Origin of the sequence: Amorphoplanes digitatis (assembly GCF_014205335.1) — a bacterium.
In the GTDB taxonomy this organism is placed as follows: Bacteria; Actinomycetota; Actinomycetes; order Mycobacteriales; family Micromonosporaceae; genus Actinoplanes; species Actinoplanes digitatus.
On record NZ_JACHNH010000001.1, the window covers coordinates 3499857 to 3523984 of the forward strand.

21 protein-coding genes are annotated in these 24128 nt (G+C 71.8%); 8 read left to right on the forward strand and 13 right to left on the reverse strand.

Translation table 11 applies throughout. The features are described 5' to 3' along the window. The first annotated feature begins 55 nt into the window (after positions 1–55). The 5 genes from BJ971_RS15105 (at position 56) to BJ971_RS15125 (ending at position 4663) form a co-directional block, all read left to right on the forward strand. The gene (locus BJ971_RS15105) at positions 56–262 is read left to right on the forward strand and encodes an RNA-binding S4 domain-containing protein (protein WP_184993586.1); all 207 of its coding nucleotides are present in this window, start codon (positions 56–58) and stop codon (positions 260–262) included. Positions 263–409: 147 nt separating this feature from the next. Beyond that, entirely contained in the window at positions 410–1783 is a 1374-nt protein-coding gene (locus BJ971_RS15110) for an ABC transporter substrate-binding protein (protein WP_184993588.1), read from the forward strand. A 37-nt stretch (positions 1784–1820) separates the two neighbouring features. Continuing rightward, positions 1821–2786 (forward strand): carbohydrate ABC transporter permease, encoded by a 966-nt coding sequence (locus BJ971_RS15115; RefSeq protein WP_184993590.1) that lies wholly within the window; start codon positions 1821–1823, stop codon positions 2784–2786. Continuing rightward, positions 2783–3631: a carbohydrate ABC transporter permease gene (locus BJ971_RS15120; RefSeq protein ID WP_184993592.1), complete on the forward strand. Its 849-nt coding sequence runs from the start codon at positions 2783–2785 to the stop codon at positions 3629–3631. Before BJ971_RS15115 ends, BJ971_RS15120 begins: the two co-directional genes overlap by 4 nt. Before the next feature lie 174 nt (positions 3632–3805). Further along, positions 3806–4663 (forward strand): hypothetical protein, encoded by an 858-nt coding sequence (locus tag BJ971_RS15125; RefSeq protein WP_239087285.1) that lies wholly within the window; start codon positions 3806–3808, stop codon positions 4661–4663. 120 nt (positions 4664–4783) lie between these two features. Here BJ971_RS15125 and BJ971_RS15130 read toward each other — a convergent pair whose 3' ends face one another. Beyond that, positions 4784–5152, reverse strand: coding sequence for an FKBP-type peptidyl-prolyl cis-trans isomerase (locus BJ971_RS15130; RefSeq protein ID WP_184993596.1), 369 nt, complete (start codon positions 5150–5152; stop codon positions 4784–4786). A 162-nt stretch (positions 5153–5314) separates the two neighbouring features. Here BJ971_RS15130 and BJ971_RS15135 point away from each other — a divergent pair, with 162 nt between their 5' ends. Together BJ971_RS15135 and BJ971_RS15140 are read left to right on the forward strand one after the other, a co-directional pair. Continuing rightward, complete coding sequence (locus tag BJ971_RS15135; RefSeq protein WP_184993598.1) at positions 5315–6235, forward strand: lytic polysaccharide monooxygenase; 921 nt, start codon at positions 5315–5317, stop codon at positions 6233–6235. Between the two features lie 31 nt (positions 6236–6266). Continuing rightward, positions 6267–7466, forward strand: a complete 1200-nt coding sequence (locus BJ971_RS15140; protein WP_260414982.1) for a glycoside hydrolase family 3 N-terminal domain-containing protein — start codon at positions 6267–6269, stop codon at positions 7464–7466. Positions 7467–7469: 3 nt separating this feature from the next. Here the strand turns inward: BJ971_RS15140 and BJ971_RS15145 are convergent, their stop codons facing one another. The 5 genes from BJ971_RS15145 to BJ971_RS15165 form a co-directional block, all read right to left on the reverse strand. Beyond that, a complete protein-coding gene (locus BJ971_RS15145; protein WP_239087283.1) occupies positions 7470–8417 on the reverse strand; it encodes an endonuclease/exonuclease/phosphatase family protein in 948 nt (315 codons plus the stop codon). A gap of 41 nt (positions 8418–8458) precedes the next feature. Beyond that, the gene (locus tag BJ971_RS15150) at positions 8459–12058 is read right to left on the reverse strand and encodes a P-loop NTPase family protein (RefSeq protein WP_184993600.1); all 3600 of its coding nucleotides are present in this window, start codon (positions 12056–12058) and stop codon (positions 8459–8461) included. Between the two features lie 184 nt (positions 12059–12242). Next, complete coding sequence (locus BJ971_RS15155) at positions 12243–13064, reverse strand: SAM-dependent methyltransferase (protein WP_239087282.1); 822 nt, start codon at positions 13062–13064, stop codon at positions 12243–12245. Positions 13065–13153: 89 nt separating this feature from the next. Beyond that, positions 13154–16108, reverse strand: coding sequence for a discoidin domain-containing protein (locus BJ971_RS15160; RefSeq protein ID WP_184993602.1), 2955 nt, complete (start codon positions 16106–16108; stop codon positions 13154–13156). 311 nt (positions 16109–16419) lie between these two features. Next, entirely contained in the window at positions 16420–17163 is a 744-nt protein-coding gene (locus BJ971_RS15165; RefSeq protein ID WP_184993604.1) for an SAM-dependent methyltransferase, read from the reverse strand. Between the two features lie 135 nt (positions 17164–17298). Between BJ971_RS15165 and BJ971_RS15170 the strand changes: the two genes are divergently transcribed. Then, positions 17299–17733, forward strand: coding sequence for a CBS domain-containing protein (locus tag BJ971_RS15170; RefSeq protein ID WP_184993606.1), 435 nt, complete (start codon positions 17299–17301; stop codon positions 17731–17733). A gap of 44 nt (positions 17734–17777) precedes the next feature. Here the strand turns inward: BJ971_RS15170 and mraY are convergent, their stop codons facing one another. The 7 genes from mraY to BJ971_RS15205 all read right to left on the reverse strand — a co-directional run bounded on the left by mraY (position 17778) and on the right by BJ971_RS15205 (position 24127). Beyond that, a complete protein-coding gene (mraY, locus tag BJ971_RS15175; protein ID WP_184993608.1) occupies positions 17778–18881 on the reverse strand; it encodes a phospho-N-acetylmuramoyl-pentapeptide-transferase in 1104 nt (367 codons plus the stop codon). Positions 18882–18990: 109 nt separating this feature from the next. Continuing rightward, complete coding sequence (locus BJ971_RS15180) at positions 18991–19830, reverse strand: hypothetical protein (protein WP_184993610.1); 840 nt, start codon at positions 19828–19830, stop codon at positions 18991–18993. Between the two features lie 11 nt (positions 19831–19841). Beyond that, entirely contained in the window at positions 19842–20336 is a 495-nt protein-coding gene (locus tag BJ971_RS15185; RefSeq protein WP_184993612.1) for a SigE family RNA polymerase sigma factor, read from the reverse strand. Between the two features lie 59 nt (positions 20337–20395). Continuing rightward, the gene (locus BJ971_RS15190) at positions 20396–20980 is read right to left on the reverse strand and encodes a hypothetical protein (RefSeq protein ID WP_184993614.1); all 585 of its coding nucleotides are present in this window, start codon (positions 20978–20980) and stop codon (positions 20396–20398) included. After that, positions 20977–21807 carry a carbohydrate ABC transporter permease gene (locus BJ971_RS15195; protein ID WP_184993616.1) on the reverse strand — a complete coding sequence of 277 codons (831 nt, stop codon included), beginning with the start codon at positions 21805–21807 and terminating at the stop codon, positions 20977–20979. The genes BJ971_RS15190 and BJ971_RS15195 overlap by 4 nt, the downstream gene beginning before the upstream one ends. Continuing rightward, on the reverse strand, positions 21807–22787 hold the full coding sequence (locus tag BJ971_RS15200) for a carbohydrate ABC transporter permease (RefSeq protein WP_184993618.1): 981 nt from the start codon (positions 22785–22787) through the stop codon (positions 21807–21809). Before BJ971_RS15200 ends, BJ971_RS15195 begins: the two co-directional genes overlap by 1 nt. An 8-nt stretch (positions 22788–22795) precedes the next feature. Continuing rightward, a complete protein-coding gene (locus BJ971_RS15205) occupies positions 22796–24127 on the reverse strand; it encodes an ABC transporter substrate-binding protein (protein WP_184993620.1) in 1332 nt (443 codons plus the stop codon). Position 24128 lies beyond the last annotated feature (1 nt).

A 24128-nucleotide genomic window follows, 5' to 3' on the forward strand; every position in this document is an offset into this window, starting at 1 on the left:
CGGATGGTTCAACCGCTCGGAACCTTTTTTACGCGGGTTCGGCATGATGGTCGGCATGCGTGACGTACCGATCGACAGCGACATGATCAGACTCGGACAGTTCCTGAAGCTTGCCGACCTCATCGACACCGGGGGTGAGGCGAAGGTGCTGATCACGATCGGCGACGTGACGGTCAACGGCGAGGTCGACACCCGGCGCGGCCGGCAGCTGCATCCCGGCGACGTGGTCTCGGTCCGGGGCCGGTCCGCGCGGGTCGCCTGAGGACCGTTCGGGCAACGTCGATATTCGCATATGCAACATTGTGTGATGAGTTGTTGACAGGGTGTCGATCACAGGCATCTACTGAGGTCGGTTGTGTAACCGGCGTCACAGTTGTCCTGTTCGTTCCGCCTCGCCGTGGAGGCCCCTATGTCTCGGACACGCATCCGCGCGATCACCTCGGGAGCGGCCGCGGCGCTGCTCGCGGCGGCGCTCACCGGATGCGCGGGCTGGGGCGGAGGCGGCGGCGGGTCCGACGACGCGAACAGCATCGACGTGCTGATGGTCAACAACCCGCAGATGATCGATCTCCAGCGGCTGACGGCCGACAACTTCACCGCGAGGACCGGCATCCGGGTCAACTTCACCGTGCTGCCGGAGAACGACGTCCGTGACAAGATCAGCCAGGAGTTCTCCAGCCAGGCCGGCCAGTACGACGTCGCCTCGCTGAGCAACTTCGAGATCCCGATCTACGCGAAGAGCGAGTGGATCGCCCCGCTGGATCCGTACGTCGCGGCCGACGCGGCGTTCGACCAGGCGGACATCCTGCCGCCGATGACGGAGTCGCTGACCGCCGAGGACGGCAAGCTCTACGGCGAGCCGTTCTACGGCGAGTCCTCGTTCCTGATGTACCGCAAGGACGTGCTCGACGCGCAGGGCGTCGAGATGCCCGCGAAGCCGACCTGGCAGCAGGTCGCCGCCATCGCCGCGCAGGTCGACGGCAAGCAGCCCGGCATGGCCGGGATCTGCCTGCGCGGCCAGCCCGGCTGGGGCCAGATCTTCGCGCCGCTGACCACGGTGGTGAACACCTTCGGCGGCACCTGGTTCGACATCGACTGGAACGCGAAGGTCGACGCGCCCGAGTTCAAGCAGGCCACCCAGTTCTACGTCGACCTGGTCCGCGCGCACGGCGAGGTCGGCGCACCGCAGGCCGGCTTCACCGAGTGCCTGAACAACCTGATGCAGGGCAACGTCGCGATGTGGTACGACGCGACGAGCGCCGCCGGCTCGCTCGAGGCCGCGGACTCGCCGGTCAAGGGCAAGATCGGCTACGCCGCCGCGCCGGTCGAGAAGACCGCGAGCTCGGGGTGGCTCTACGCCTGGTCCTGGAGCATCCAGCAGGCCAGCGAGAAGAAGGACAACGCCTGGAAGTTCATCTCCTGGGCGTCCGGCAGGGAGTACGAGGAGCTCGTCGGTGCCCAGCTCGGCTGGTCCCGGGTCCCCGCCGGCAAGCGCGCCTCGACCTACGACAACCCCGACTACCTCAAGGAAGCGTCGGCCTTCGCCGCGCCGACCGAGCAGGCCATCTCCAGCGCCGACCCGCGTAACCCGGGCGTGCAACCGCGCCCGGCGATCGGCATCCAGTTCGTCGACATCCCCGAGTTCACCGACCTCGGCACCCAGGTCTCGCAGTACGTCAGCTCGGCCATCGCCGGGCAGATGACCGTCGACGAGGCACTGGAACGCGGCCAGCCCCTCGCCGACGACGTCGCCGAACGATATCGGTCCCGCGAGAACGGCTGAGGCCGCAACGGCGACATGACAGGGAGGCGTAGCTGACATGACATCCGTAGCCGAGAAGGCCGGCGAGGGGCAGGTCGGCAGCGCTCCTGCTCGACCGCCCGGCGCGGCGCGCCGTGCCGCCGGATGGTCCCGCCGCGCGCCGCTGCTGCCCGCACTCGTCTTCATGATCATCGTGACCCAGTTGCCGTTCGTGGTGACCCTGGTCATCTCGTTCATGGACTGGAACGCCTACTACCCCGACGAGCGGGGCTTCGCCGGCTTCGACAACTTCCGGCGGGTCTTCACCGACGTCAACATGCGCGACGCGGTGGCGACGACGATCCTGCTCACCGTCGGCGTCGTGCTGATCAGCCTGATCCTGGGGCTGGGCATCGCGCTGCTGCTGGACCGCAAGTTCCGGGGCCGCGGCGCGGTCCGCACCATGATGATCGCGCCGTTCCTGGTCGTGCCGGTCGCGGCGGCGCTGCTCTGGAAGCACGCGCTCTACAACCCAGAGTACGGCCTCTTCAACGGCGCACTGACCTGGATCTGGGGCGTGTTCGGGTCCGACAACCCGCCGCAGCCGGACTGGATCAGCACCATGCCACTGTGGGCGATCATCTTCTCGCTGGTCTGGCAGTGGACGCCGTTCATGATGCTGATCCTGCTGGCCGGGCTGCAGAGCCGCCCGCTCGACGTGGTCGAGGCGGCGCGCATCGACGGGGCCGGCACCTGGCAGATCTTCCGCAGCATGACGCTGCCGCACCTGCGCCGGTACCTCGAGCTCGGCGCGCTGCTCGGCTCGATCTATGTCGTGCAGACCTTCGACGCCGTCTTCACCATCACATCCGGCGGCCTGGGCACGGCGAACCTGCCGTACACGATCTACCAGATCTTCTATCAGGCGCACGACTACGGCCGGGCCTCGGCGGCCGCGGTGGTCGTGGTGATCGCCACGATCATCATCGCGACGTTCGCGCTGCGGACCGTGTCGTCGCTGTTCAGGGAGGACTCGGGCCGATGAGCACTCTGACACCGACCGCGCCGCGGCGCCGGGACCGCGGCGGGCCGTGGCTCAGCCTGCTGGCCTGGGTCGTCGGCATCCTGTTCGTGCTGCCGGTGCTCTGGATGGTGCTGACCTCGTTCCACAGCGAGGCGGACGCCGCCACCAACCCGCCCGCCGTCCTGGCCCCGCTCACGCTGGAGGGCTACCGCGAGTTCTTCTCCGGCGCCGCCAGCCCGTGGCCGCCGCTGCTCAACTCGCTCACCGCCAGCATCCTCTCGACGGCCCTGGTGCTGCTGCTGGCGTTCCCCGCCGCGTACGCGCTGTCCATCAAGCCGGTGCGCAAGTGGACCGACGTGCTGTTCTTCTTCCTGTCCACCAAGATGCTGCCGGTCGTCGCCGGCCTGCTGCCGCTGTACCTGTTCGCGCAGTACGCCGGCCTGCTGGACAACATCTGGCTGCTGATCGTCTTCTACACCTCGATGAACCTGCCGATCGCGGTCTGGATGATGCACTCGTTCCTGTCCGAGGTGCCGGTCGAGATGCTCGAGGCCGCCTCGATGGACGGCGCGAGCCTGGCCCGCACGCTGCGCTCGGTCATCGCACCGGTGGTCCTGCCGGGCCTCGCGGCGACCGCGCTGATCTGCTTCATCTTCAGCTGGAACGAGCTGCTCTTCGCCCGCGTGCTCACCGCGACCGTCGCGGAGACGTCCCCGGTCTTCCTGACCAGCTTCGTCACCAGCCAGGGCCTGTTCCTGGCCCAGTTGTGCGCGGCCGCCTTCGTGGTCTCGCTGCCCGTTCTCGTGGCCGGCTTCGCGGCGCAGGACAAGCTCGTGCAGGGCCTGTCGCTGGGCTCGGTCAAGTAGCCGCGCCCGCCAAGCATCCACTCCGCCCCGATAAAGGTGACCGGCCCCGCCCCCTGGGGCCGGTCACCGCCCCGGCGGCGGTTTTTTCCCCGAAAGCGGTAGGAACCGGCCCGTCCCGGGGTACGTCTGACCGCCATGACGAGACTTCGTTGCCTGTGTACGGCCGCTGCCGCCGTGTCCTTGTTCCTGCTCAGCGGGTGTGCCCAGTCGGCCGGCTCCGGCGCCGGGACGCAGTCGTCCACCACCGCTCCCGGGTCGAGCGCCGTACCCGGCGACGACGACGCGCTGATGCTCAGGGTGGAACAAACCGGTGGCTTCGTCGGTCCGGACATGCTCGCCGGCCGGATGCCTCAGATCAGCGTCTATGCCGATGGCCGGGTGATCTTCGACGGCCCGGTACCGGCCGTCTATCCCGGGCCTGCCCTGCCCAACGTCCAGGTGGTGACCATCTCGCCCGACGCGCTCGGCACGCTCATCGACAAGGCCGTCGCCGCCGGGGTCGAGGAGGGCGCCGACTTCGGCCATCCCGGCGTCGCGGACGCGCCGACCACCGAGATCACCGTCCGGACCGTGGCCGGCGAGCAGACGGTCGCCGCGGAGGCACTCAACGAGGCGCAGGCCGACGACCCGATGCTCACCGCGCCGCAGAAGCAGGCCCGCAAGAAGCTGCTGGCCTTCACCGAGGAGCTGAACAGGCTGACCAGCCAGCCGGCCGGCGGCACGCCGCAGCAGTACCGCCCGGAGACCCTTGCCGCGATCGTGCGGCCGTACGTGGAGCCCGGCGACGGGCTGCCCGAGCGGCCGAAGGCGGTCGTGTGGCCCGGCCCGGCGCTGCCCGGCGAGTCGCTGAACCCGGCCGTCGGCCTCGGCTGCGTCGCCGCAACCGGCAAGCAGCTCGACGCCGTGCTCGCCGCGGCGAAGGACGCCAACGCCGCCACGCCGTGGACCTCCGGCGGCGACGCCTACTCGCTGCGCCTGCGGCCGCTGCTCCCGGACGAGACGGGCTGTGCCGACCTGAAGGCGGCCCGATGACCCCGATCGGCGAGCCGTTCGACGCGTCCCGGTGCTCGCGACCGGAGCCCGGCACCAGCGACAGCGACGGGCCGGGACAGGCACCGCCCGTCCCGGCCCGCACGGCCTGCCGGCCCTGGCTTACTGCACGCCGATCAGATCCACCACAAAGATGAGGGTCTCGTTCGGCTTGATCGCGCCGGCGGCGCCACGGGAGCCGTAGCCGAGGTGCGGGGGGATGGTCAGCTTGCGGCGACCGCCGACGCGCATGCCGGCCACCCCCTGGTCCCATCCGCCGATGACCTGGCCGTCACCCAGCAGGAAGTCGAACGGCTGGCCGCGGTTGTACGAGGCGTCGAACTCCTTACCCGTGGAGAACGCGACCCCCACGTAGTGGACGCTGACCCGGTGCCCCGGCTTGGCCTCGTCGCCGTCACCGACGGTGAGGTCATCCACGACCAAATCGGCCGGCGGCGCGCCCTCGATGGGGCCGACGTCGGGCTTCTCCATGTTTCCTCCTGTGTTGTGTGCCTTCGGCCATGCAATCACAGCGCCGCGCCTTTTCGGGCCGGACCACCCACCGTAGTGAACGACTGGGGGCTGATCTCCGTACTGTTCGCCGTGGGGTCGCTCCGGCCTCGCGCCGTCGTGCCCACGAGCCGAGGAGGTCACATGACCGTCGTACGTCGTACCGCTGCCCTGGCACTGGCCGGCGGGATCGCCGCGGCCGCCGCGGTGCTCCCGGCGGTGCCCGCACTCGCGCACGGCGCGCCGACGTCGCCGATCAGCCGCAGCGCGGCCTGCGCCGACGGCGGTGAACGGACCGGCTCGGCGGTCTGCAAGACGGCGCGCGCGGCGAACGGCCGGGAGTTCGGCAACTTCTCGAACGTGCGGGTGCCGAACGTGAACGGCAAGGACAAACAGACCATCCCGGACGGGAAGCTGTGCAGCGGCGGCCTGGCGGACTACAAGGGCCTGGACCTCGCCCGTACGGACTGGCCGTCGACCAAGGTCACCGCGGGCGACACGCTGCCCATCACGTACGCGGGGACGATCCCGCACAAGGGCACGTTCCGGGTCTACCTGACCAAGCAGGGCTACGACCCCACCGAGCCGCTGGGCTGGGGCGACCTCGGCGCGTCGCCGATCCTGACGGCGCAGGACCCGCCGCTGCGGGGCGGCGCCTACCGGATGAGCGCCAAGCTGCCGAAGGACCGCAGCGGCCGGCACGTGCTCTACACGGTGTGGCAGACCTCCAACACGCCGGACACCTACTACTCCTGCTCCGACCTGCAGATCAAGGCCCGGCCCGTGGCGGTCGCCGCCACCAAGCCGGCCAAGGCGAAGGCCTCCGCCACGCCCAAGGCGTCGCGCTCCGTGGAGCCGGGGGTGGTCGCCTCGCCGCAGGAGGCCGCCGCACCGCAGAACGCGGGCGCGCCGGAGCAGGCCAAGGAGGTCTCGCTGAGCCCGGCGGCCGCGGAGGCGGAGGACCGGGTGGCCCTGGGCCATCAGATCATCCTCGCGGCGCTCATCGTCATCGTCGGTGTGGGTGCCGGTACCGCCTTCAACCGCTGGCGCGCCGCTCGCCGATAGGGATCGGGCCGGCCCGATAGCCTGGGCGGTGATGAGACAGCGCGTGCGGTGGTGGAGCGCCGGGGCCGGGGTGGCGATCGTGCTCGCCGGCCTCGCGGTCAGAAGCGCCACGGACGACGGTCCACCGTCGACGGCCGCCGGCGCATCGGCCCCGCCGTCGATGTCGGCATCGGTATCGTCGTCGCCGCCGTCCCCGCCCGCCGTGCCGGCGTGCGCCGGGGCGGTGGGCCGGCTCTCGCTGGGGGAGCGGGCCGGGCAGTTGCTGATGGTCGGCACGCCGGTCGACCGCCCGCGCGGCCTGCGGGCGGCGGTGCGGCGCCACCACCTCGGCGGCGTGTTCCTGGCCGGCCGCAGCAAGCGCCCCGCCGCCGCGCTGCGAGCGGACATCGCCGCCCTTCAGGGCGACGCCGCGATGCCGCTGCTGGTCGCGCTCGACCAGGAGGGCGGCAGCGTGCAGACCCTCAAGGGTCCCGACTTTCCGCTGATCCCGTCGGCGCGGCGACTGGGTGCCGGGCCGAAGGCGGTGCTGCGCGACACCGTTCGTGACAACGCGGGGCGGCTGGCCCGGGTCGGTGTGTCGGTGAATCTGGCGCCGGTGGCCGACACGGTGCCGGCGGGTCTGGGTGAGGGCAACCCGCCGATCGGGGCGTTCCACCGGGAGTACGGCTCGGATCCCGGCGGGGTCGCCGAGGACGTCCGTACGGTGGTGCCGGCGTCGCAGGGTGCGGGTGTGCTGACGATCCTCAAGCATTTCCCGGGGTTGGGCCGGGTGCGTGCCAACACCGACACGTCGACCCGGGCGGTCGATCGCACCGCGACGGTCGGCGACGCGTATCTGGAGCCGTTCGTGGCCGGGATCGACGCGGGCTCGGCGGGGGTGATGATCTCGTCGGCGTCGTATCCGAGGCTGGACCCGGAGGCCATCGCGGCGTTCTCGCGGCCGATCGTCACGGGGCTGCTGCGCGACCGTTTCGGCTACACCGGACTGATCATGTCCGACGACCTCGGCGCGGCGCAGGCGGCGCGGGCGGTACCGGTGGGGCAGCGCGCGGTCCGCTTCGTGCGCGCGGGCGGCGACCTGGTGCTGACGATCCGGCCGCAGGACGCCGGGCCGATGACCGCCGCGCTGATCGCGCAGGCCCGCGCGAACCCGGCGTTCGCGGCCCGGGTCGACGACGCGGCCCTACACGTGCTGGAGGCCAAGCAGCGGGCCGGCCTGATCCGGTGCTGACCCTCAGGAGCCCTGGAAGCTGATCCGCGCGGCGATCGGCAGGTGGTCGCTTCCGGTCGCGGGCAGCGCCCAGACCTCGGTGACGGTCAGTGAACGACCCATTATCTGATCGATCCGCGCGACCGGGTAACCCGCGGGCCAGCTGAACGCGAAGTCCGACTCCGCGGTGCTCATCAGCGCGGCGATGGGTTCGAGGCCCCGGTCGTGGACCGTGTTGTTCAGGTCGCCCAGCAGGAGCACCCGGTCGAGCGGCTCGGCGGCGATCCTCGCGCCGAGCAGGGCGGCGCTCTCGTCGCGCCGCGCGCAGTCGAACCCGGTGAGCCCGAGGCGCACCGAGGGCAGGTGGGCGACGTAGACGGCGACGTCGCCGTGCGGGGTGCGCGCCGTGGCCCGCAGGCCGCGGTTCCAGTCGGTGCCGAAGGCCCGCGGCCTGATGTCCACCGGGGCCGCCCCGGTGAGCGGATAGCGCGACCACAGGCCGACGGTGCCCTGCACGGTGTGGTGCGGATACTCCGGCGGAAACGCCGCGGCGTACGCCGGCAGCGCGGCCGGGGTCAGCTCCTCCAGGGCGACCAGGTCCGGCCGGACCTCCAGGAGCCCGCGCACCGTCGCCGCCGGGTCGGCGTTCTCGTCGCTGACGTTGTGCTGCACCGCGGTGACGTCGGAGGCCCGGTCCCGATCCGGCAGCAGATGCCCGCCGAAGAGGCCGAGCCAGGCGAGCAGGGCGAGCAGCACGGCGGGCAGGGACACGGCCGGGCGGCGCCACAGCGCCAGACCGGCGAGCACCGGGATGCTCAAGCCGAGCCACGGCAGGAACGTCTCCAGCAGGCTGCCCAGGTGCGCGGCCGTGTTCGGCACGGCGGCGTGGAACGCCAGCAGGCCGGCGACCAGCACGGCGGACGCCGCGACCAGCAGCCCGCGCCGCCGGCCGGGCCGAGGTGGGGTTCGCACCCGGCGATGCTCGCAGCCCGGCGCAACCGCCCGCCGCGGCGTTACCGGTACCCCTGCGACTTGTCGGCCTCGGAGACGAACCCGTCGTACGCCACGGTGTCGCCCGCCACCGGCTCCCGCGGCGGCAGGCCACCCGGGTCCACGTCGAACCCCCGGACGGCGGTGGCGAGCCGGAGAATCCACTGCGAACGGTCGCCGATCTCCGCCGCCAGGTCCCGGACAAGGCTCGGGCCGCGCCGCAGCAGCCGGGCCGGCGTCGCCTCGGCCAGGGCGACCGTCTCGGCGCGCAGCTCCTCGACGACCCCGCGGTCGATCCGGCCGGAGTGCCGCGCGATCCGCAGGAGGCCGGTGAGCACCACCAGCTCGCGCGGGCGTACGTCGTCGTCCAGCACCGCGCCGCGCCGACGGGCGGCGGACCGGTCCAGCCGCGCGAGCCCGTCGAGCAGCTCCCAGGCCCGCTCCAGCCGGCCCGTCCGCTCCAGGATCCGGGCCTGCCGCGTAACCAGGTCGCGGATCCGCGCGTCGTGGCCGAGCCCGGACGCCCGGCGCCGCTCCGCCTCCGCCAGCGCCAGCGCCTCGTCCACCCGGTCGAGGCGTTCGAGCGCCTCGATCTCCAGGTCCGGCAGCAGCACCCGGCCGTCGTGTCCGCGCCGCTCGCGCAGCAGCTCCAGCGCCTCCCGCGACTGCCCGCGCTCCAGCAGGGACTCCGCGGACGGGCGCACGGAGTGCCGCCACCGCTGGTCGTCGGCCTCCGCGCGTACCTCGGGGTCCAGCCTGAGGCCCTTGACCTTCGCGGCGAGGTAGAGCCGCGACTCCGCGGGCATCTCGTCCATCACGGCGGCGAGCTCGTCGGCGACCGACGGCGTCCACCGCGGGTCCAGCTCCCGCGCCGGCTCCTTGAGCATCAGCCGGTGGTACAGCTCCTCCCGGCGGGCGACGTGATCGCCCGGCCCCGGCGGTGCGAGCCGGTAGAACCGCACCGCGGCCTCGTGTATCGCCCGGGCGGCGGCGGGCCGGTCCCGGGTGATCGCGCCCAGCATGAGCGCGCGCACGTTGGGGCGGTGCACCAGCGCCCCGTCGCCGTCGGTCGACGGCTCGCAGAGCGTCGCCTCGTCCCGCAGCGCCCGGAAGACCTCGTCGGCGTCCGGCCCGCTCAGCGGCGCGAGGCCGCACGGCTCGGCGAGGACCTGGCGGATCACCTCGGGCGTGACGCGCCGGACGACCAGGCCCGGGTGCGCGATCGCCCGCGCGCGCCGGTCCTTGATGTGCTCCAGCAGCCGGGAGTACAGCCGCCCCCGCACGTCGCCCTCGCCGATCGCGATGAGCCGGGCCGGGTCCGAACCCGTGCGCCGCAACACGTCCGCGGCCAGGTGCAGGCTCAGCGGGTCGCCCGCCGTCGCGCGGACGACGCGCAGCATCAGCTCCTGGTCGCCGTCCGTGCCGGTGAGCCGGCGCAGGAGCAGGACGCCGTCGTGGTCGTCAAGACCCGGCAGCGTCCACACCCGCCCGGCGGTGAAGCCGGACCGGGGCCGCGCCCGCCCCGCGGCCACCACGCGCAGGCCGGGCACCGCCCTGGCGAGCTGTTTCAGGAACATGGAGCACGCGACGGCCAGCGACGGGTCGCGGCGCGCGAGCTCCTCGACGGTGTCGATCACCAGCACGAGGCGGCGCCCGGCGACGATCCGGCCGAGGTCGCTGAGCAGGGTGGCGGGCACCGGCTCCAGCTGCTGGGTGATGCGGGACGCGACGTCGGAATATCCCATCCGCTGGACGAACCGCCGCACCTGCCGGCGGAGCCGGGTCACCGGCTCCTGGCCCGGCGGGTCCGCGGGCAGCTGCATGCCGATCTGCCGCGCCACCTCCTGGAGCAGGGACCATCCGCCGCCCTGTACCAGCCAGGACCGGTCGAAGCCGGCGTAACAGACCAGGTCGCCGCGGGCCACCACGGTCTCGACGAGGCGGGCGAGCACCGCCGACTTGCCGCTGCCGGCGACGCCCTCGATGACGAACGGCGGCCGCGGGTGCGGCGCGTCGACGTGTGCGGTCAGGGCGGCGAGCACGTCCTCGCGGCCCACGAAGCCGCGGGCGAGCAGCCGCCGCAGCGGCGCGAGGAGGTTCAGCCAGTCCAGGCGCGACTCGACGTCGCGCCGCGCCGGCAGCCCGGGCCGCGGGCCCAGCCAGCGCTCCAGCTGCAACACCCCGGTGAGCTCGGCGGGTGCCAGGGACGCCGGCGGCGGCAGCGTGCCGCGCAGGTAGCGCTCGAGCACGTGCTGGACCGGCTCGTCCGGGCGCCGCGGCGCGGCGTCGACGGCGGCGAGCAACACCTCGCGCGGCACGGAGCGCAGCACCCGCAGGCGCTCGTCGTCGCGCAGCCGCCACCGCGGCACGCCCCGCACGTCGACGACCCGCTCGCACGAGTCGGCGAGGAAGTTCGCGAGGCGGTCGGCGCCGGAGGCGTCGGCCAGGCCCGGCTCCAGCCAGTCGAGGTCGAAGACCGAGAGCACGGCGGCGCGCACCAGCCGGTCCGCGCCGGCCGCCGCCGTACCGGGGGTCTCACCAACCGGACCCGCCTCCCGGGTCCAGTTCGACCGCACCAGCCGGACGACGGCCGCCTCCACCTCGCTGAGGTCGCGCGCGGCCGGTACCGGCCCGAGGATCTCGGTGATCCACGCGTCCAGCTCCGCGTCGCCGATGTCCCGGCCGAGCCGCGCGGCGACGTCGGTGAGGAAGGCGCGCAGCAGCGTGCCGTCGATCGCCGGGATCTCCTCGGTGCGGACGGCGTAGCCCACATGCAGCCCGAGCGGGTCGAGCCCGGTAACGATGAGCCGGGTCTGCGGCAGCTCGCCGTCCTCGACGAGCTGGATCAGGCCCCGGGCCAGGTCCCGGGCGCCCTCCTGCACGCCGGGCCGGTCCAGCCCGTCGAGGATGATCCAGCGCGTGACGCCGTCGTCGCCGGGGTAGACGCCGACGAGGTGGTCGAGGAACTTGCGGACCCGGGCGTCGTCGAGCTCCCCGCTGGGCGACAGGGTGACCGGCAGGCCCAGCTCGGACGCCAGCGACATGGCGACCGCCTCGCCGGTGACCTCGCCGCTCCAGCGGTGCGTCGTCACCCGGGCGAAGCGGTTGACGCCGACCAGCTTGCCGACGTTTCTCAGGTGATCGACGAGCAGCCAGGTGTGCGACTTGCCGGACCGCGGGTGCCCGTGCACGACGAGCACCCAGTACTGGTCCTCGGCGAGGTCGCGGAGCCCGTCGCGCAGCCCGGCCCGGTCGATGACGGCGCGGGCGCCGCGGAGCCCGACGAACGAGCACCTGTAGGGGTCGTCCTCGGAGTACCCGCCGGCCGGCGGGGGCCGCAGCAGCAGGGCGAGCCGCGACTCCAGCTCGCGGGTGAACGTGGGCCGGGTGGCGGAGACCACCTCGATCAGGGCGCCCAGCCGGCCGAGCCGGGCCGCGTCGGGCACCGCCGCCGTCCACGTCAGCCGGGCACGGTCGAGCGGGTAGTCGCCGGGGTCGAGCCCCGCCGAGCTCAGCGCGACGGCTATCAGCTCGCCGTGGACGTCGCGGCTCAGCAGGTCGATGAGCAGCCGCACGCGGGGATCGGTGAGCTCGCCGAAGGCCGGATCGTCATAGGTCGGCATGGCCCACCTCGATCCCGCGCGCCCGCAAGCCGTCGAGCACCCGCGGGAACTCCGCCGGCGCACCGTCTACGGACTGTTTGTACGCCCCTTCGGCGCCGCGATCCACGCCAGACGGTGACGGATATCCGCCATCGTGATCGCCCTCCGCTACGAAGCGGGCCGAAGTCCGTCCAAATAGTCCGGATCAGGCCGGTTTGCGCCCGACGCCGGCGAACTCGGAGACCTTGTCGGTGATGCCGGGGTGCAGCGGGTCCGGGCGCCACGCCGAGCAGGTCACGACGCCGGGGTCGAGCAGCTCGAGGCCGTCGAAGAAGTCGGCGATCTCGGTCCGGGTGCGCGCGGTGATCGGCGCGGCCCCGCTCTCGTTCCACTGGCGCATGGACTGCTCGACCGCGGGGCCGTTGACCTCGGTGGTCGGGTGCGAGATCACCAGGTAGCTGCCGGGCGGCACCGCCTCGACCAGGCGCCGGACCACCGCCCGCGCCGCGGCGTCGTCGACGATGAAGTTGACGATGCCGAGCAGCATGATCGCGACCGGCTCGGTGAAGTCGAGCGTCTTCGCCGCGTCCTGGAGGATCCGTTCGACGTCGTTGGCGTCGGCGTCGATGTAGTCGGTGGCGCCCTCGGGGGTGCTGGTCAGCAGGGCCCGGGCGTGCACCAGCACCATCGGGTCGTTGTCGACGTAGACGATCCGGCTGCTGGGCGCCGCCTCCTGCGCGACCTCGTGCGTGTTGTTCGCCGTCGGCAGGCCCGTACCGATGTCGAGGAACTGCCGGATACCCGCCTCGCCGGCCAGGTAGCGCACCGCCCGGCCGAGGAACTCGCGGTTCGCCCGGGCGGACTGCACGAGCTCGGGCATGAGGGCCAGCGCGTACTCGGCGGCCTCCCGGTCGGCGGCGAAGTTGTCCTTGCCGCCGAGCAGGTAGTTCCACAACCGGGCCGAGTGCGCGACCTCGGTGTTGAGCTGGTCGTTCAGTTCGGACCCGGAAGCGGGCGTCTGGTTCACGGCTGTGTCCCCTCGAATCACCGCTGGAGCTATGTGGACGGAATCCTAACTCCGCCCCGGGCGCCGCGGCAGTGCCCGGGGCGGCGAGATCACCTGCCTATTACGCCGATCTCCGCGGCGCTCGTCCACGGTTTGCCGGCCACCTCCGACAGCGCCCGCAGCCGGATGTAGCGGGCGGTCCGCGCGCTGAAGCAGGCGTTCTGCTCGGCCGTGTTGTTCAGCCAGGTCCCGGTCGCGGCGGGGGTGCCCCAGTTGGTGCCGTCGGTTGAGGTGTACACCTCGTAGTCCGCGATCCGGCCGTTGGCGCTGTTCTGCCGCGGCCGGTAGTAGACGCAGCTGACGCTGCCCGCGCGGCCCAGGTCGAGCTGGATCTCGTGCGGGTGCGCGGGAGCGGCGGCCTGCCACTGTGTGTGCCAGTAGGTGGCCGTGTTGCCGTCCAGCACGTTCGTCGCCCGGCCGTTCTCGCCGACGGTCTCCTGGCTGTCGGCCGAGCGGACCTTCATCGTCACCCGCGGCACCCGCTGCGCGACGGCCACGTTGAGCTCGGCCGCCGTCGTCCAGGCCCGGCCGGCCACCTCCGAGAGCGCCCGGAGCCGCACGTAGCGACCGGTCTTGCCGGCGAAGGTGACCGTCTGCTCGACGGTGCCGTTCGGCCAGGTGCCCTTGGCGACGGGCGTGCCCCAGTTGGTGCCGTCGGTGGAGACCAGCACCTCGTAGCGGGCGATCCGGCCGTTCGTCGAGTTCTGCCGGGGCAGGTAGGACAGGCCGGTCACGCTGTACGTCGCGCCGAGGTCCAGCGTGATCTGGTGCGGATGCTTGGGATCGGCGGCGACCCACTGGGTGTGCCAGTGTGTCGCCGGATTGCCGTCGAGCGCGTTCGTGGGTGGGCCGGTGGTCTCCTGGCTGTCGACCGAGCGCACCTTGAGCTGCGACTGCGGGAGCCGCTGCCGTACGAAGGTCGCGGTGTAGGTCTTCGGCGTCGTCGGCGCGACGATGACGTGCGTCTGCGCGCCCGCGTCGGACCAGGCGGCGTAGACGTAGGCGGTGCCGCCGGCGCTCTGCGGGGTCACGCCGCTCACCGAGTTCTGCGAGCCCTGGATCACCGTGCGGGTGAACGGCGTGGTCTGCACGGTGCTGCCCACCGCCACCTGCAGGCCGGGCGGGTTGCTGTTGAACGTCAGGTCGACGGTGCGCGGGTCGATGCGCCGGGTGCTCGTCGCCGACAGCCCGCCGGAGTCGGTGGCGGTCAGCACCAGCTCCAGGTACGACGGATACTCGTGGTCCGGTGCCGGGAACGACGCCGCCGCGACCCCGTTCCACTCCTGCACCGTGTGGATGTGGCAGTTGTCCAGGGTGTAGCAGTGGTATTGCAGCAGCCGCCAGCGCAGGGCCGCCGCGGGAAGGTCGCCCAGCTCGGGGTCGGTGGCGTGCCCGGCGAAGGAGATCGTGTCGCCGACCGCGAACGTGGTGCCGGCCGCCGGCGCGTCGACGAACGCCTCCGGCGGGGTGTTGCCGGCCTGGATCTCGACGGTCTGGGTGTCGGCCGCGTCGAGGGTGTCCAGCACCCGCAGCCGCGCCGTGTACGGCCCGCCGGGCGGATAGGTGTACGTCGCGGTCGGCGTCCGGGCGTCGACGGTGCCGTCGGCGGTGAAGTCCCACTCGTAGCGCAGCAGGCCCTCGTCGGCCGGGTCCGGGTCGGTGGACTGTCCGGCGTCGAAGTCGACGGTCAGCGGCCCGTGCCCGGTGGTCGGCGCCGCGACGAGGACCGCGTTCGGCGGCTGGTTGCCGGAGAAGTAGCGGATCCGCTTGATGGTGCCGGCCGCGTCGGCGTAGTACAGGTCGCCGCCGGGTCCGATCGCGAGGTCGACCGGGTTCGACGCGGCCGCGACGAAGGTCTGCCGGTTGGCCGCGTCCGGAACCCCGCCGGGTGCGGCCGGGCGCATCGCCCAGATGCAGTCGCGGGTGTAGTCGGCGAAGAACACCGCGCCCTGGTACGAGGCCGGGTAGTCGCCGCCCGAGGTCGGGTAGAACGCCATGCCGGAGATGCTGGATCCGCCGGACGGGCAGGTCTCGCCGGCGACGACCTTCTCGGTGTGCTGGTACGCGTAGTGCGGCCCGGACTGCCCGCCCGCCGTGTACAGCCCCTCGCAGATGTTGACGTTGGCGCCGTCGTACCCGCCGTGCCGGGCGGTGCCCTCGAAGCACGGCCAGCCGAAGTTGGTGACCCGGGCGGTCGGGTTGGTGAGGCGGTTGATCTCCTCCCAGGTGGCCCATCCGACGTCGCCGAGCCACACCTCGCCGGTGCCCGGGCGCATCGCGAACCGGTACGGGTTGCGCAGCCCGTGCGCGATGATCCGCCGGGTGTTGGGGTCCGCCGACGCGGCGGCCGGGTTGCCGGCCGCGGCCGCGCCGGTGAGCGGGTCCAGGCGAAGCAGCGAGCCGTCGAGCCCGGTCGGGTCGGCCGAGGTGCGGACGTCCTGCGAGCGCAGCGCGCCGCCCTCGGCGGTGGGCGGCGCCATCGTGCCGCCGGGCGGGTCGGCGCACGGGTTGACCGGGGTGCCGAGCTGGCCGTAGTCGACGACGTTGAAGCTGGCGCCGTCGCCGGCGGTGACGTAGAGCATGCCGTCCGCGCCGAAGTGCAGGTCGCCGATCGAGTGCGAGGAGAACTGCTGGCACCAGTCGTGCAGCAGCACCTCCTCGGTGCCGGTCATGACGTCGCCGGCCGCCTGTAGGCGGGACAGCCGGGCGGTGACGACGCACCGCCCGCCGTTGGCGCCGCCGATCGCGCTGCAGTTGTCGTTCCACACCGGCGCGACCTGACCCGGCGGCGCGTCATAGGTATAGAGCACGTAAACGTACGGTTGGGTGGGAAAATCGGGATGCAGTGCGAGTCCGAGAAAACCCCGGTCGTTCTGATTGTGCACGTTGACCGAAAGGTCGGCGAAGAGGGTCGGTGTCGGATCGGCTATGGAGTCGAATACTTTGATCCGGCCCGCCTTCTCGGCGACGAAGATGCGGCCGTCGGGCGCGAATTCGATGTTCATCGGCTGATCGAGTCCGGTCAGGACGGTCTGTTCGCGAAAGCCCGCAGGCAGCACGGCCGCGGCCGCCGGCGCGGATGATCCGACAACGGCCGTTGTGGTTGCTATCAGTGCGGCCGCCAGGAACGCGGATATCGAGCGCCGATATGACACGGTCACCCACCCCCATCAAGGCGATGTCATTGGCGCGAATGACAACACGTCGAGAATGGATGCGGGGGACCGCGCGGATAGAGGCTCGTTTATCGCCCCTTCCGACTCTTGCGATCAAACAGGAAGGAATACGGGATGTCCGGACCCGGACGGGCCGGCGCTCAGGTACGGCGCAGTACCAGCGTCACGAAGCCCAGCACGTTGCGGTAACCGCGCAGCCACGCGTCGCGGTGCTCGCGGGCGCGGGCGAGCGCCACCGCGGCGTCGGGGTGGCCGGGATTGTCGAGGGCCCATTCGGTCAGGGACCCCGTCCAGGACCATTCGTAGTTGTCCCACTCGGCGGTGTCGCTGACGTGTGCGTACACCGGTGCCCAGCCGGACCGCTCGGCGACATCGACGAGGGTGGGCAGGTCGGTGAGGTCCGCCGGGGTGGCCTGTAGCCCGGCCAGCGCCTCGGGCGTCGGCGGGACCTGCCAGAAACCCTCGCCGATCATCAGGATGCCGTCGGGCTTCACGTGCCGTCCGGCCGACTCGAGGGTCTCGGCGAACCCGCCGAACGCGTGCGTCGCGCCGACGCAGAGCACCAGGTCGTAGTCGCCGTCGGCCACGTAACCCCGCGCGTCGCGCTCGTGCAGGGTCAGCCGGTCGGCGAGGCCGCGCTCGGCCGCGGCGGCCGCCGCGCGCTCGAGGCCGTGGTGGCAGATGTCGACGCCGTCCGCGTGGCCGTCGGGGTAGTGCGCCAGCGCCTGTAGCGTCCACGCGGCCTCTCCGCAGCCGAGGTCGAGGATGCGTGCCGCCGGCTGCCGGCCGGCCCGGCGCAGGAGCCGGTTGACGTTGACGCCGAAGACCGGCGCCGCGATCGGGTGGTGGGTGTGCGCGATGCTGCTGAGCCGTTGACGATCCACCGGCAAAGTTGAACACGGAAACATCAGACAGCGTCGGACCGGCCCCCGACCCAAAAGTGGATGATGAAGCGCTTACACCGGCGTAAGCGGGCCGCCGCACCCTAGGCTGTTAAGGACCAGGCCTGGGGAGGAATCATGCGTATCAGTGACATTCTTCGTGTCAAGGGCGGTCGCGTCGTCACGGTGCCGCCCGAGACGCTGGTAGAGACGCTGCTCTCGGTGCTGGCCGAGCACCGGATCGGCGCCATCGTGGTATCCCGGGACGGGTCCTCGGTCGACGGCATCGTCAGCGAGCGCGACATCGTGCGGGCGCTCGCCGTCCGCGGCGCCGCCGTGCTGACCGAGCCGGTGTCGGCCATCCACACCGCCGAGGTGCAGTCGGTCGCGCCGGAGGCCTCGCTGGAGGACGTGGAGCGGCTGATGACCGAGCGGAGGTTCCGGCACGTGCCGGTCCTCGTGGACGGCACCCTGCGCGGCATCGTCAGCATCGGCGACGTCGTCAAGGAGCGGATCGGCGAGCTGGAGACGGAGCGCTCCGAGCTCGCCGGCTACATCACCGGCGAGCGGTAACCCGTGGCGTCCCGGCGGCGTCCGCGCCGCCGGGGCATCGCGTCCTATCCGACGGCCGCCAGGAAATCCGAGTAGAACAGGCCCAGGCCGGCCGCCACGCAGACGCCGGCGATGGTCCAGAACCGGACCACGATGTTGACCTCGCTCCACCCGGCCAGCTCGAAGTGGTGGTGCAGCGGCACCATCCGGAAGACCCGTCTGCCGGTGGTCCGGAACGAGACGATCTGGATCACCCAGGTGATCGTGATGATGAAGAAGAGCCCGCCGATCAGGATCGACAGCAGCGTGGTGCGGGTCGCCACCGCGAGCCCGCCGATCAGGGCACCGAGCCCGAGCGCGCCCACGTCACCCATGAAGATCCTCGCCGGGGACGTGTTCCACCACAGGAAGCCCACGCAGGCGGCGGCGGCCGCCGCCGCGATCATGGCGACCTCGAGGGGATCCCGGACCTGGTAGCAGTAGTCGTTCGCGCGGGCGTACGTCTCGTCGGCGCACCAGTGCCGGTACTGCCAGAACCCGATGAGCGCGTACGCGCCGAGCACCAGGATCGACGCGCCGGTGGCCAGGCCGTCGAGGCCGTCGGTGAGGTTCACGCCGTTCGACATCGCCGTGATCACGAAGACGAACACCATCACCGAGCCGACCTTGCCGACGTCGAGCCAGCTGATGTCCCGGATGAACGAGATGTGCTCGCTGGCAACGGTCTGGCCGTTGGTGCTCGCCTCGTAGAGCGCGGCGAGACCGAACCCGCCGCCGATGATCGCCTGGGCGAGCAGTTTGCCCTTGGCGGACAGGCCGTCGGAGTTGCGCTTGCGGACCTTGAGGAAGTCGTCGATGAAGCCGACCGCGCCGCAGAAGACGAAGAGGCCGAGCAGGACGAGGGCCGTCATGGTCGGCATCTCCTGCGCGATCTGCCGCTCGGGCAGCGTGATCAGCGCCAGATGCCCGGCGACGTAGGCGAGGAGGGTGGCCACGATGAACACGACGCCACCCATCGCAGGAGTGCCCGTCTTACCCTGGTTCGAGGCGAGCCCGAGGGAACGGATCGGCTGTCCGGCCTTGAGCGCGGTAAAGAACCGGATCGCCACCGGCGTGCCGAACAGGGAGACGAGGAACGCGACCCCCGCCGCGACGATGACCGCCCTCACGGGCGAGCCTCCACGAGATCCGGACCACTCACGGCGTCAGCATCGATCACGGAGCATGATCTTGCCATCCGACGGCAACCGGAGCGGCCCGGGATCCCGCGGGCGGCGCCTACTCGAGGTGGAAGCGGTCGTCGACGGCGAGCGCGGCCAGCTGCGGCACCGTCAGGGGCAGCTCGTCGAGCGGCTTCATCCCGCCCTGGGCGTTGGAGGCGTGGCGGGACTGCGCCACGAAGACCACGATCCCGTCCGGGTACCGGTACGCCGCCCACTGGTCCAGCCGCTGGTCGTCGCCGGGGGTGACCACCACCCCGACCTTCGCCGTTCCGACGGTGGTCTCCTCGCAGGTGCCGCCCATGCCCCAGAAACCGCGGGCGAGCGCGCACGGCTCCTTGGCCAGGGTGTTGTCCGCGGTGTGCACCTCCACCAGCAGCCGTCCGGTGCCCTTGCCCTTGGTCAGGGCGGCCGACGCCAGGTAGCCCCACGATCCGTCGCCCTCGACCGCGCCCTGGTGATCGCGCAGCGGGATGCCGTCGTCCCCCTCGCCGGTGGGCAGGATGTAGCCGTCCGGCGCCACCGCCAGGATGCCGTTCAGGACGCGCTTGCCCTGTTCGTAGCGCAGGCCGGAGCGGGCGGTCGCATCCTCCTGCGGCTTGCCGTCGCCGTCGATGGGCCACGACGGCTTGGTGTCGTCGGGCGCGGGGATCGTCGGTGTCGCGCCGGGGCCCGCCCACGGGCCGCCGTCGCCGCCGGCGACCAGCCGCAGGCCCGGGCCGGCGGCCGCGACGCCCAGCGCCACCAGGACCGTGGCGGCCCCGGCGCCGGCCAGCGTCATCCGCCGCCGCGCGGCCCGCCGGCCCGCGGTGACCGCCGTCGCCGAGTCCATCGGCGGTGGCTCCGGCGTGGCCACCAGCGTGCTGCGCATGGCTTCGCGCAGGTCGTTCTCGTCCACGGTGCCTCTCCTCATTCGGCGTTGACGGGTGGGGGCACCAGCGCGCGCATCGCGTTCAGCCCGCGCGCCGCCTGGCTCTTGACGGTGCCGGCCGAGCAGTTCAGGGCGGCCGCGGCCTCCTCGACCGACATGTCCTCCCAGTAGCGCAGGACCAGCACCGCGCGCTGCCGCGGCGGCACCGCGGCCAGCGCGCGCATGAGCACCAGCCGGTCGTCGGTGTGCGCCTGCGCCGCCGGAAGCTCGACCGGCGTGTCCTGCGGGCGTTCCCGCCGTCGCCAGCCCCGTCGCCCGTCGTCGATGAAGGTGCGGATCAGCATCTTCCGGACGTACGGGTCCAGCGCCTCGTGCCGCGCCACCCTGTTCCAGTGCACGTAGAGCTTGGTGAACGCGGCCTGTACGAGGTCCTCGGCGCGGTGCCAGTCCCCGCAGAGCAGGAACGCCGTGCCGCGCAGGGCACCCGAACGGGCCGCGAAGTACTCGGCGAACGCCGAGTCACGATCACTCATCCTCACCCCAATCCGTGCGGTCGCGGGTAATCACGCGCCCGGGAGGCCGGGGGGTTGCATCACTGGGTGAGGAATTCTCCGGTGCGGACCGGGAAGCGGCGGGCGACCACGTGCAGCGCGAACAGAGCGTAACCGGCCAGCACCGGCACCAGCACGGGGTGCACCAGGACGGCCAGGACGCCGGCGAGCGCCAGCACCCCGGCGGCCGCCGGCAGCGCCCGGTTCAGCGGCACGCGCCGGGCGGCGGCCCGCCACGGCCGGCCCGGGTGGGCGCCGACGGCCACGACCGTCAGCCCCGCGTATCCGGCGGCGGCGGCGACCAGCACCGCCGTGAGGACCAGCAGCGGCGTGCCGCCGGGCACCGCGCCCCGGCGTACGGCCAGGAGGTCGACGACGACCAGGGCGGCCGCCGCCGCGCAGGCCGGGCCGGCGAGCAGGCCGGGCACGAGGCCCCGGCGGAAGACCGCCCAGCTCCGGCGCGCGGACGGCCACCGGTCGTGCTCCAGGTGGTGGTGCACCGCGGCGCTGCCGGCCGCCACGGCGGCGCCCGCGGTGAGCAGCGGCAGCGCCGCGGCCGTCACGACCAGGCCGAGCAGCGCCAGGTCGGTCGCGACCTGCACGGTGTCCCGCCAGTCCCGCCTCATCCCTTGAGCCCGCTGGTGTTGATGCCCTCGACGAGCATGCGCTGGAACGCCACGAAGAACATGAACACCGGGACCAGCGACAGCAGCGACATCGCGAACATCGGGCCGACCGAGCTCTCGCTCGTCGAGTCGATGAACAGGGTCAGCGCCACCGGCGCCGTGTAGTCCTGCAGCTCGGAGAGGTAGACAAGCTGCCGGAAGAAGTCGTTCCAGGTCCAGATGAACGAGAAGATCGCCGTGGTCACCAGCGCCGGGCGGCTCAGCGGCAGGATGACGTGCCTGAACACCTTGTACGGCGACGCGCCGTCGATCTTGGCGGCCTCGTCCAGCTCGCGCGGGATGCCCCGCATGAACTGCACGATGAGGAACACGAAGAACGCCTCGGTGGCCAGGAACTGCGGCACCAGCAGCGGCAGGTACGGCCAGTCGCCGCCGACCCAGCCGAGCGTCCGGAACAGGATGTACTGCGGAATGATCAGCACGTGCCCGGGCAGCAGCAGGGTGGCGATCATGATGGCGAACCAGAACTTGCGGCCGCGGAACTTCAGCCGGCCGAACGCGTACGCGGCCAGCAGGCAGGACAGCGTGTTGCCGACCACGGTCAGCGCGGAGACCATCGCGCTGTTCATGAAGAACCGGCCGAAGCCGACGTCGAACTTCTGCCAGCCCGCGGTGAAGTTGCCCGGCGTGAACTCCGTGGGAATCAGCCCGATGTTGCTGGCGATCTCCTGCGGCGACTTGAACGAGGTGCCGACCATCCAGGCCAGCGGGTAGAGCACGACCGCCAGGATGACGATCAGCATGAGCAGGCGCAGCCGGCTACGCATCAGCGGTCCTCGCCGTCGGAGTAGTGGACCCAGAACCGGCCGGTGCGGAACAGCACCACCGTGATCAGCCCGATGGCCAGCAGGAACACCCAGGCCATCGCCGAGGCGTAGCCCATGTCCAGCTCGACGAAGCCCTTGATGTAGAGGTCCAGGGTGTACATCAGGGTCGAGTCGACGGGCCCGCCGGTGCCGTTGCTGAGCACGAAGGCGGACGTGAAGCCCTGGAAACCGTTGATCGTCTCCAGCACCAGGTTGAAGAAGATCACCGGGGACAGCATGGGCAGGGTCACGTTGCGGAACTGCCGCCAGGACCCGGCGCCGTCGACCGAGGCGGCCTCGTACAGCTCGGTCGGCACCTGCTTGAGGCCGGCCAGGAAGATCACCATCGGGGCGCCGAACTGCCAGATGGCCAGCAGCATCAGGGTCTCCAGCGCCCAGGCCGGGTCGTTCACCCAGGGCGCGCCCTCGATGCCGAACAGGCCGAGGAAGGAGTTGAAGGCGCCGTCGCGGTTGAACATGTTCACCCAGACGATGGCCAGCGCCACGCTGCCGCCGAGCAGCGACGGCAGGTAGAACAGCCCTCGAAACACGCCGATGCCGCGGATTCCGCGGTTCAGCAGCATCGCCACCCCCAGCGCGGCGGCCAGCTTCAGCGGCACGGCGACGAACGCGAACGTGCAGGTGACGGCGACCGCGTGCCAGTAGGACGGGTCGGCGGTGAACATCCGCTTGTAGTTGTCCCAGCCCACCCAGTTCGCCTCCGAGAGCGGGGTGAGCACGTCGTAGTCGGTGAAGCTGAGGTAGAGCGAGAGCAGCATCGGGATCGCCGTGATCGCGAACAGCCCGAGCAGCCAGGGCGAGAGGAATACGTACCCCGGCAGGTTCTCGCTGTGCCTGCGCCGCCCGCGCGGGCCCTGCCGTTCGGCAGGGCCCGCTGGGACGGTCCGGAGTCGGCTGTGTGCCGGTCGCACCGTGGTCACGTCGACCGTCAGCCCTGCCCGATGGCGGCCTTGGCGGCGGCGACGAACGCCGCGGCGCCCTGCGCCGGCGTCTGCCGCGCGAACTGGACCTCCTCGGCGATCCGCACCAGCTCGCTGCGCACCTTGCTGTGACCCTTCAACGGTACGGCCGGAGCGGGCCCGAAGGTCTTGCCGAGCTCGTTCTGGAACGCGATGGTCTGCTTCATGGCCGGGTCGGTGGTGCTCTCCTCGACCGCCTTGCGGATGTCGAGGTTGGACGGCAGGCCCCGCTCGGTGCCGAGGATCAGGCCGGCCTCCGGGTCGTTGGCCAGGAAGTTCACCACGTCGACGGCCGCGTCCTTCTCCGGGCTGCCGCTGAACACCGAGAAGTACATCGAGGCGCGGGCCCACTGCGCCTTCTGGTCGCCGGGGTAGGCGATGACGTTCAGGTCGTTCTCGGTGTTCTTCTTCAGCTCCGGCATCTGGTTGGCCCAGACCCAGGAGGTGCCGGCCTTGCCGGTGACCACCAGCTGCTTGCTGATGTCGGTGGCGTTGCCCTCGTGGATGACGTCCGGGGTCGGCGTGGCGCCGCGGGCGCGGGCGCCCTTCCAGAGCTCGAACCAGGCGGTGACGTCCTGCTCGGTGAAGCCGAGCTCCTTGCCCTGGTAGAGGTCCTTGCCCTGCTGGCGCAGCCAGACCCAGAAGGCCTGGTAGACGGCGCTCGGGTCCTGCGTGCCGGGCACCTTGGCGACCTTGGAGACGTTCGCCGCCCAGGTGATGAAGTCGTCCCAGCTCATCCCGGTCGTCGGCGCGGGCAGCTTGTTCTTGTCCAGCAGGGTCTTGTCGAAGACCAGGCCCTGGGTGTTCTCGCCGAACGCGACGCCGGCGAGCTTGCCGTCCACCTTGCCGTAGTCGCGCAGGCCGGGCGGGAACTTGGACAGGTCGAGCCGGCCGTCGCCCGCGTACGGGGTGAAGTCGAGGGTGACGTTGCGGCCGGCGTACTCGGCGATGTAGTTGTCGTCGATCTGGAAGATGTCGGGCGCGTTGCCGCCCGCGGTGAGCGTGGCGAGCTTGTCGAAGTAGCCCTGGTTGGCCTGCCAGGTCTTCTTGAAGGTGACCTCGGGGTGCTTGGAGTGGTACAGGTCGAGCGCCTTCTCGGTCAGCTCGGCGCGCTTCTCGGCGCCCCACCAGAAGATGGACAGCTCGATCTTGCCGTCGCTGGAGTCGTCGCCGCCACAGGCGGCGGCGCCGCCGAGGGCCAGGGGTATGACCAGGGCCGCGGCGAGGAGCCGTCGCCTGGTCGCGGTACGGTGACCGCGCGTGGTTCGCGCGCCCGCCGTCGGGGTCTTGTCGGGGTGCATT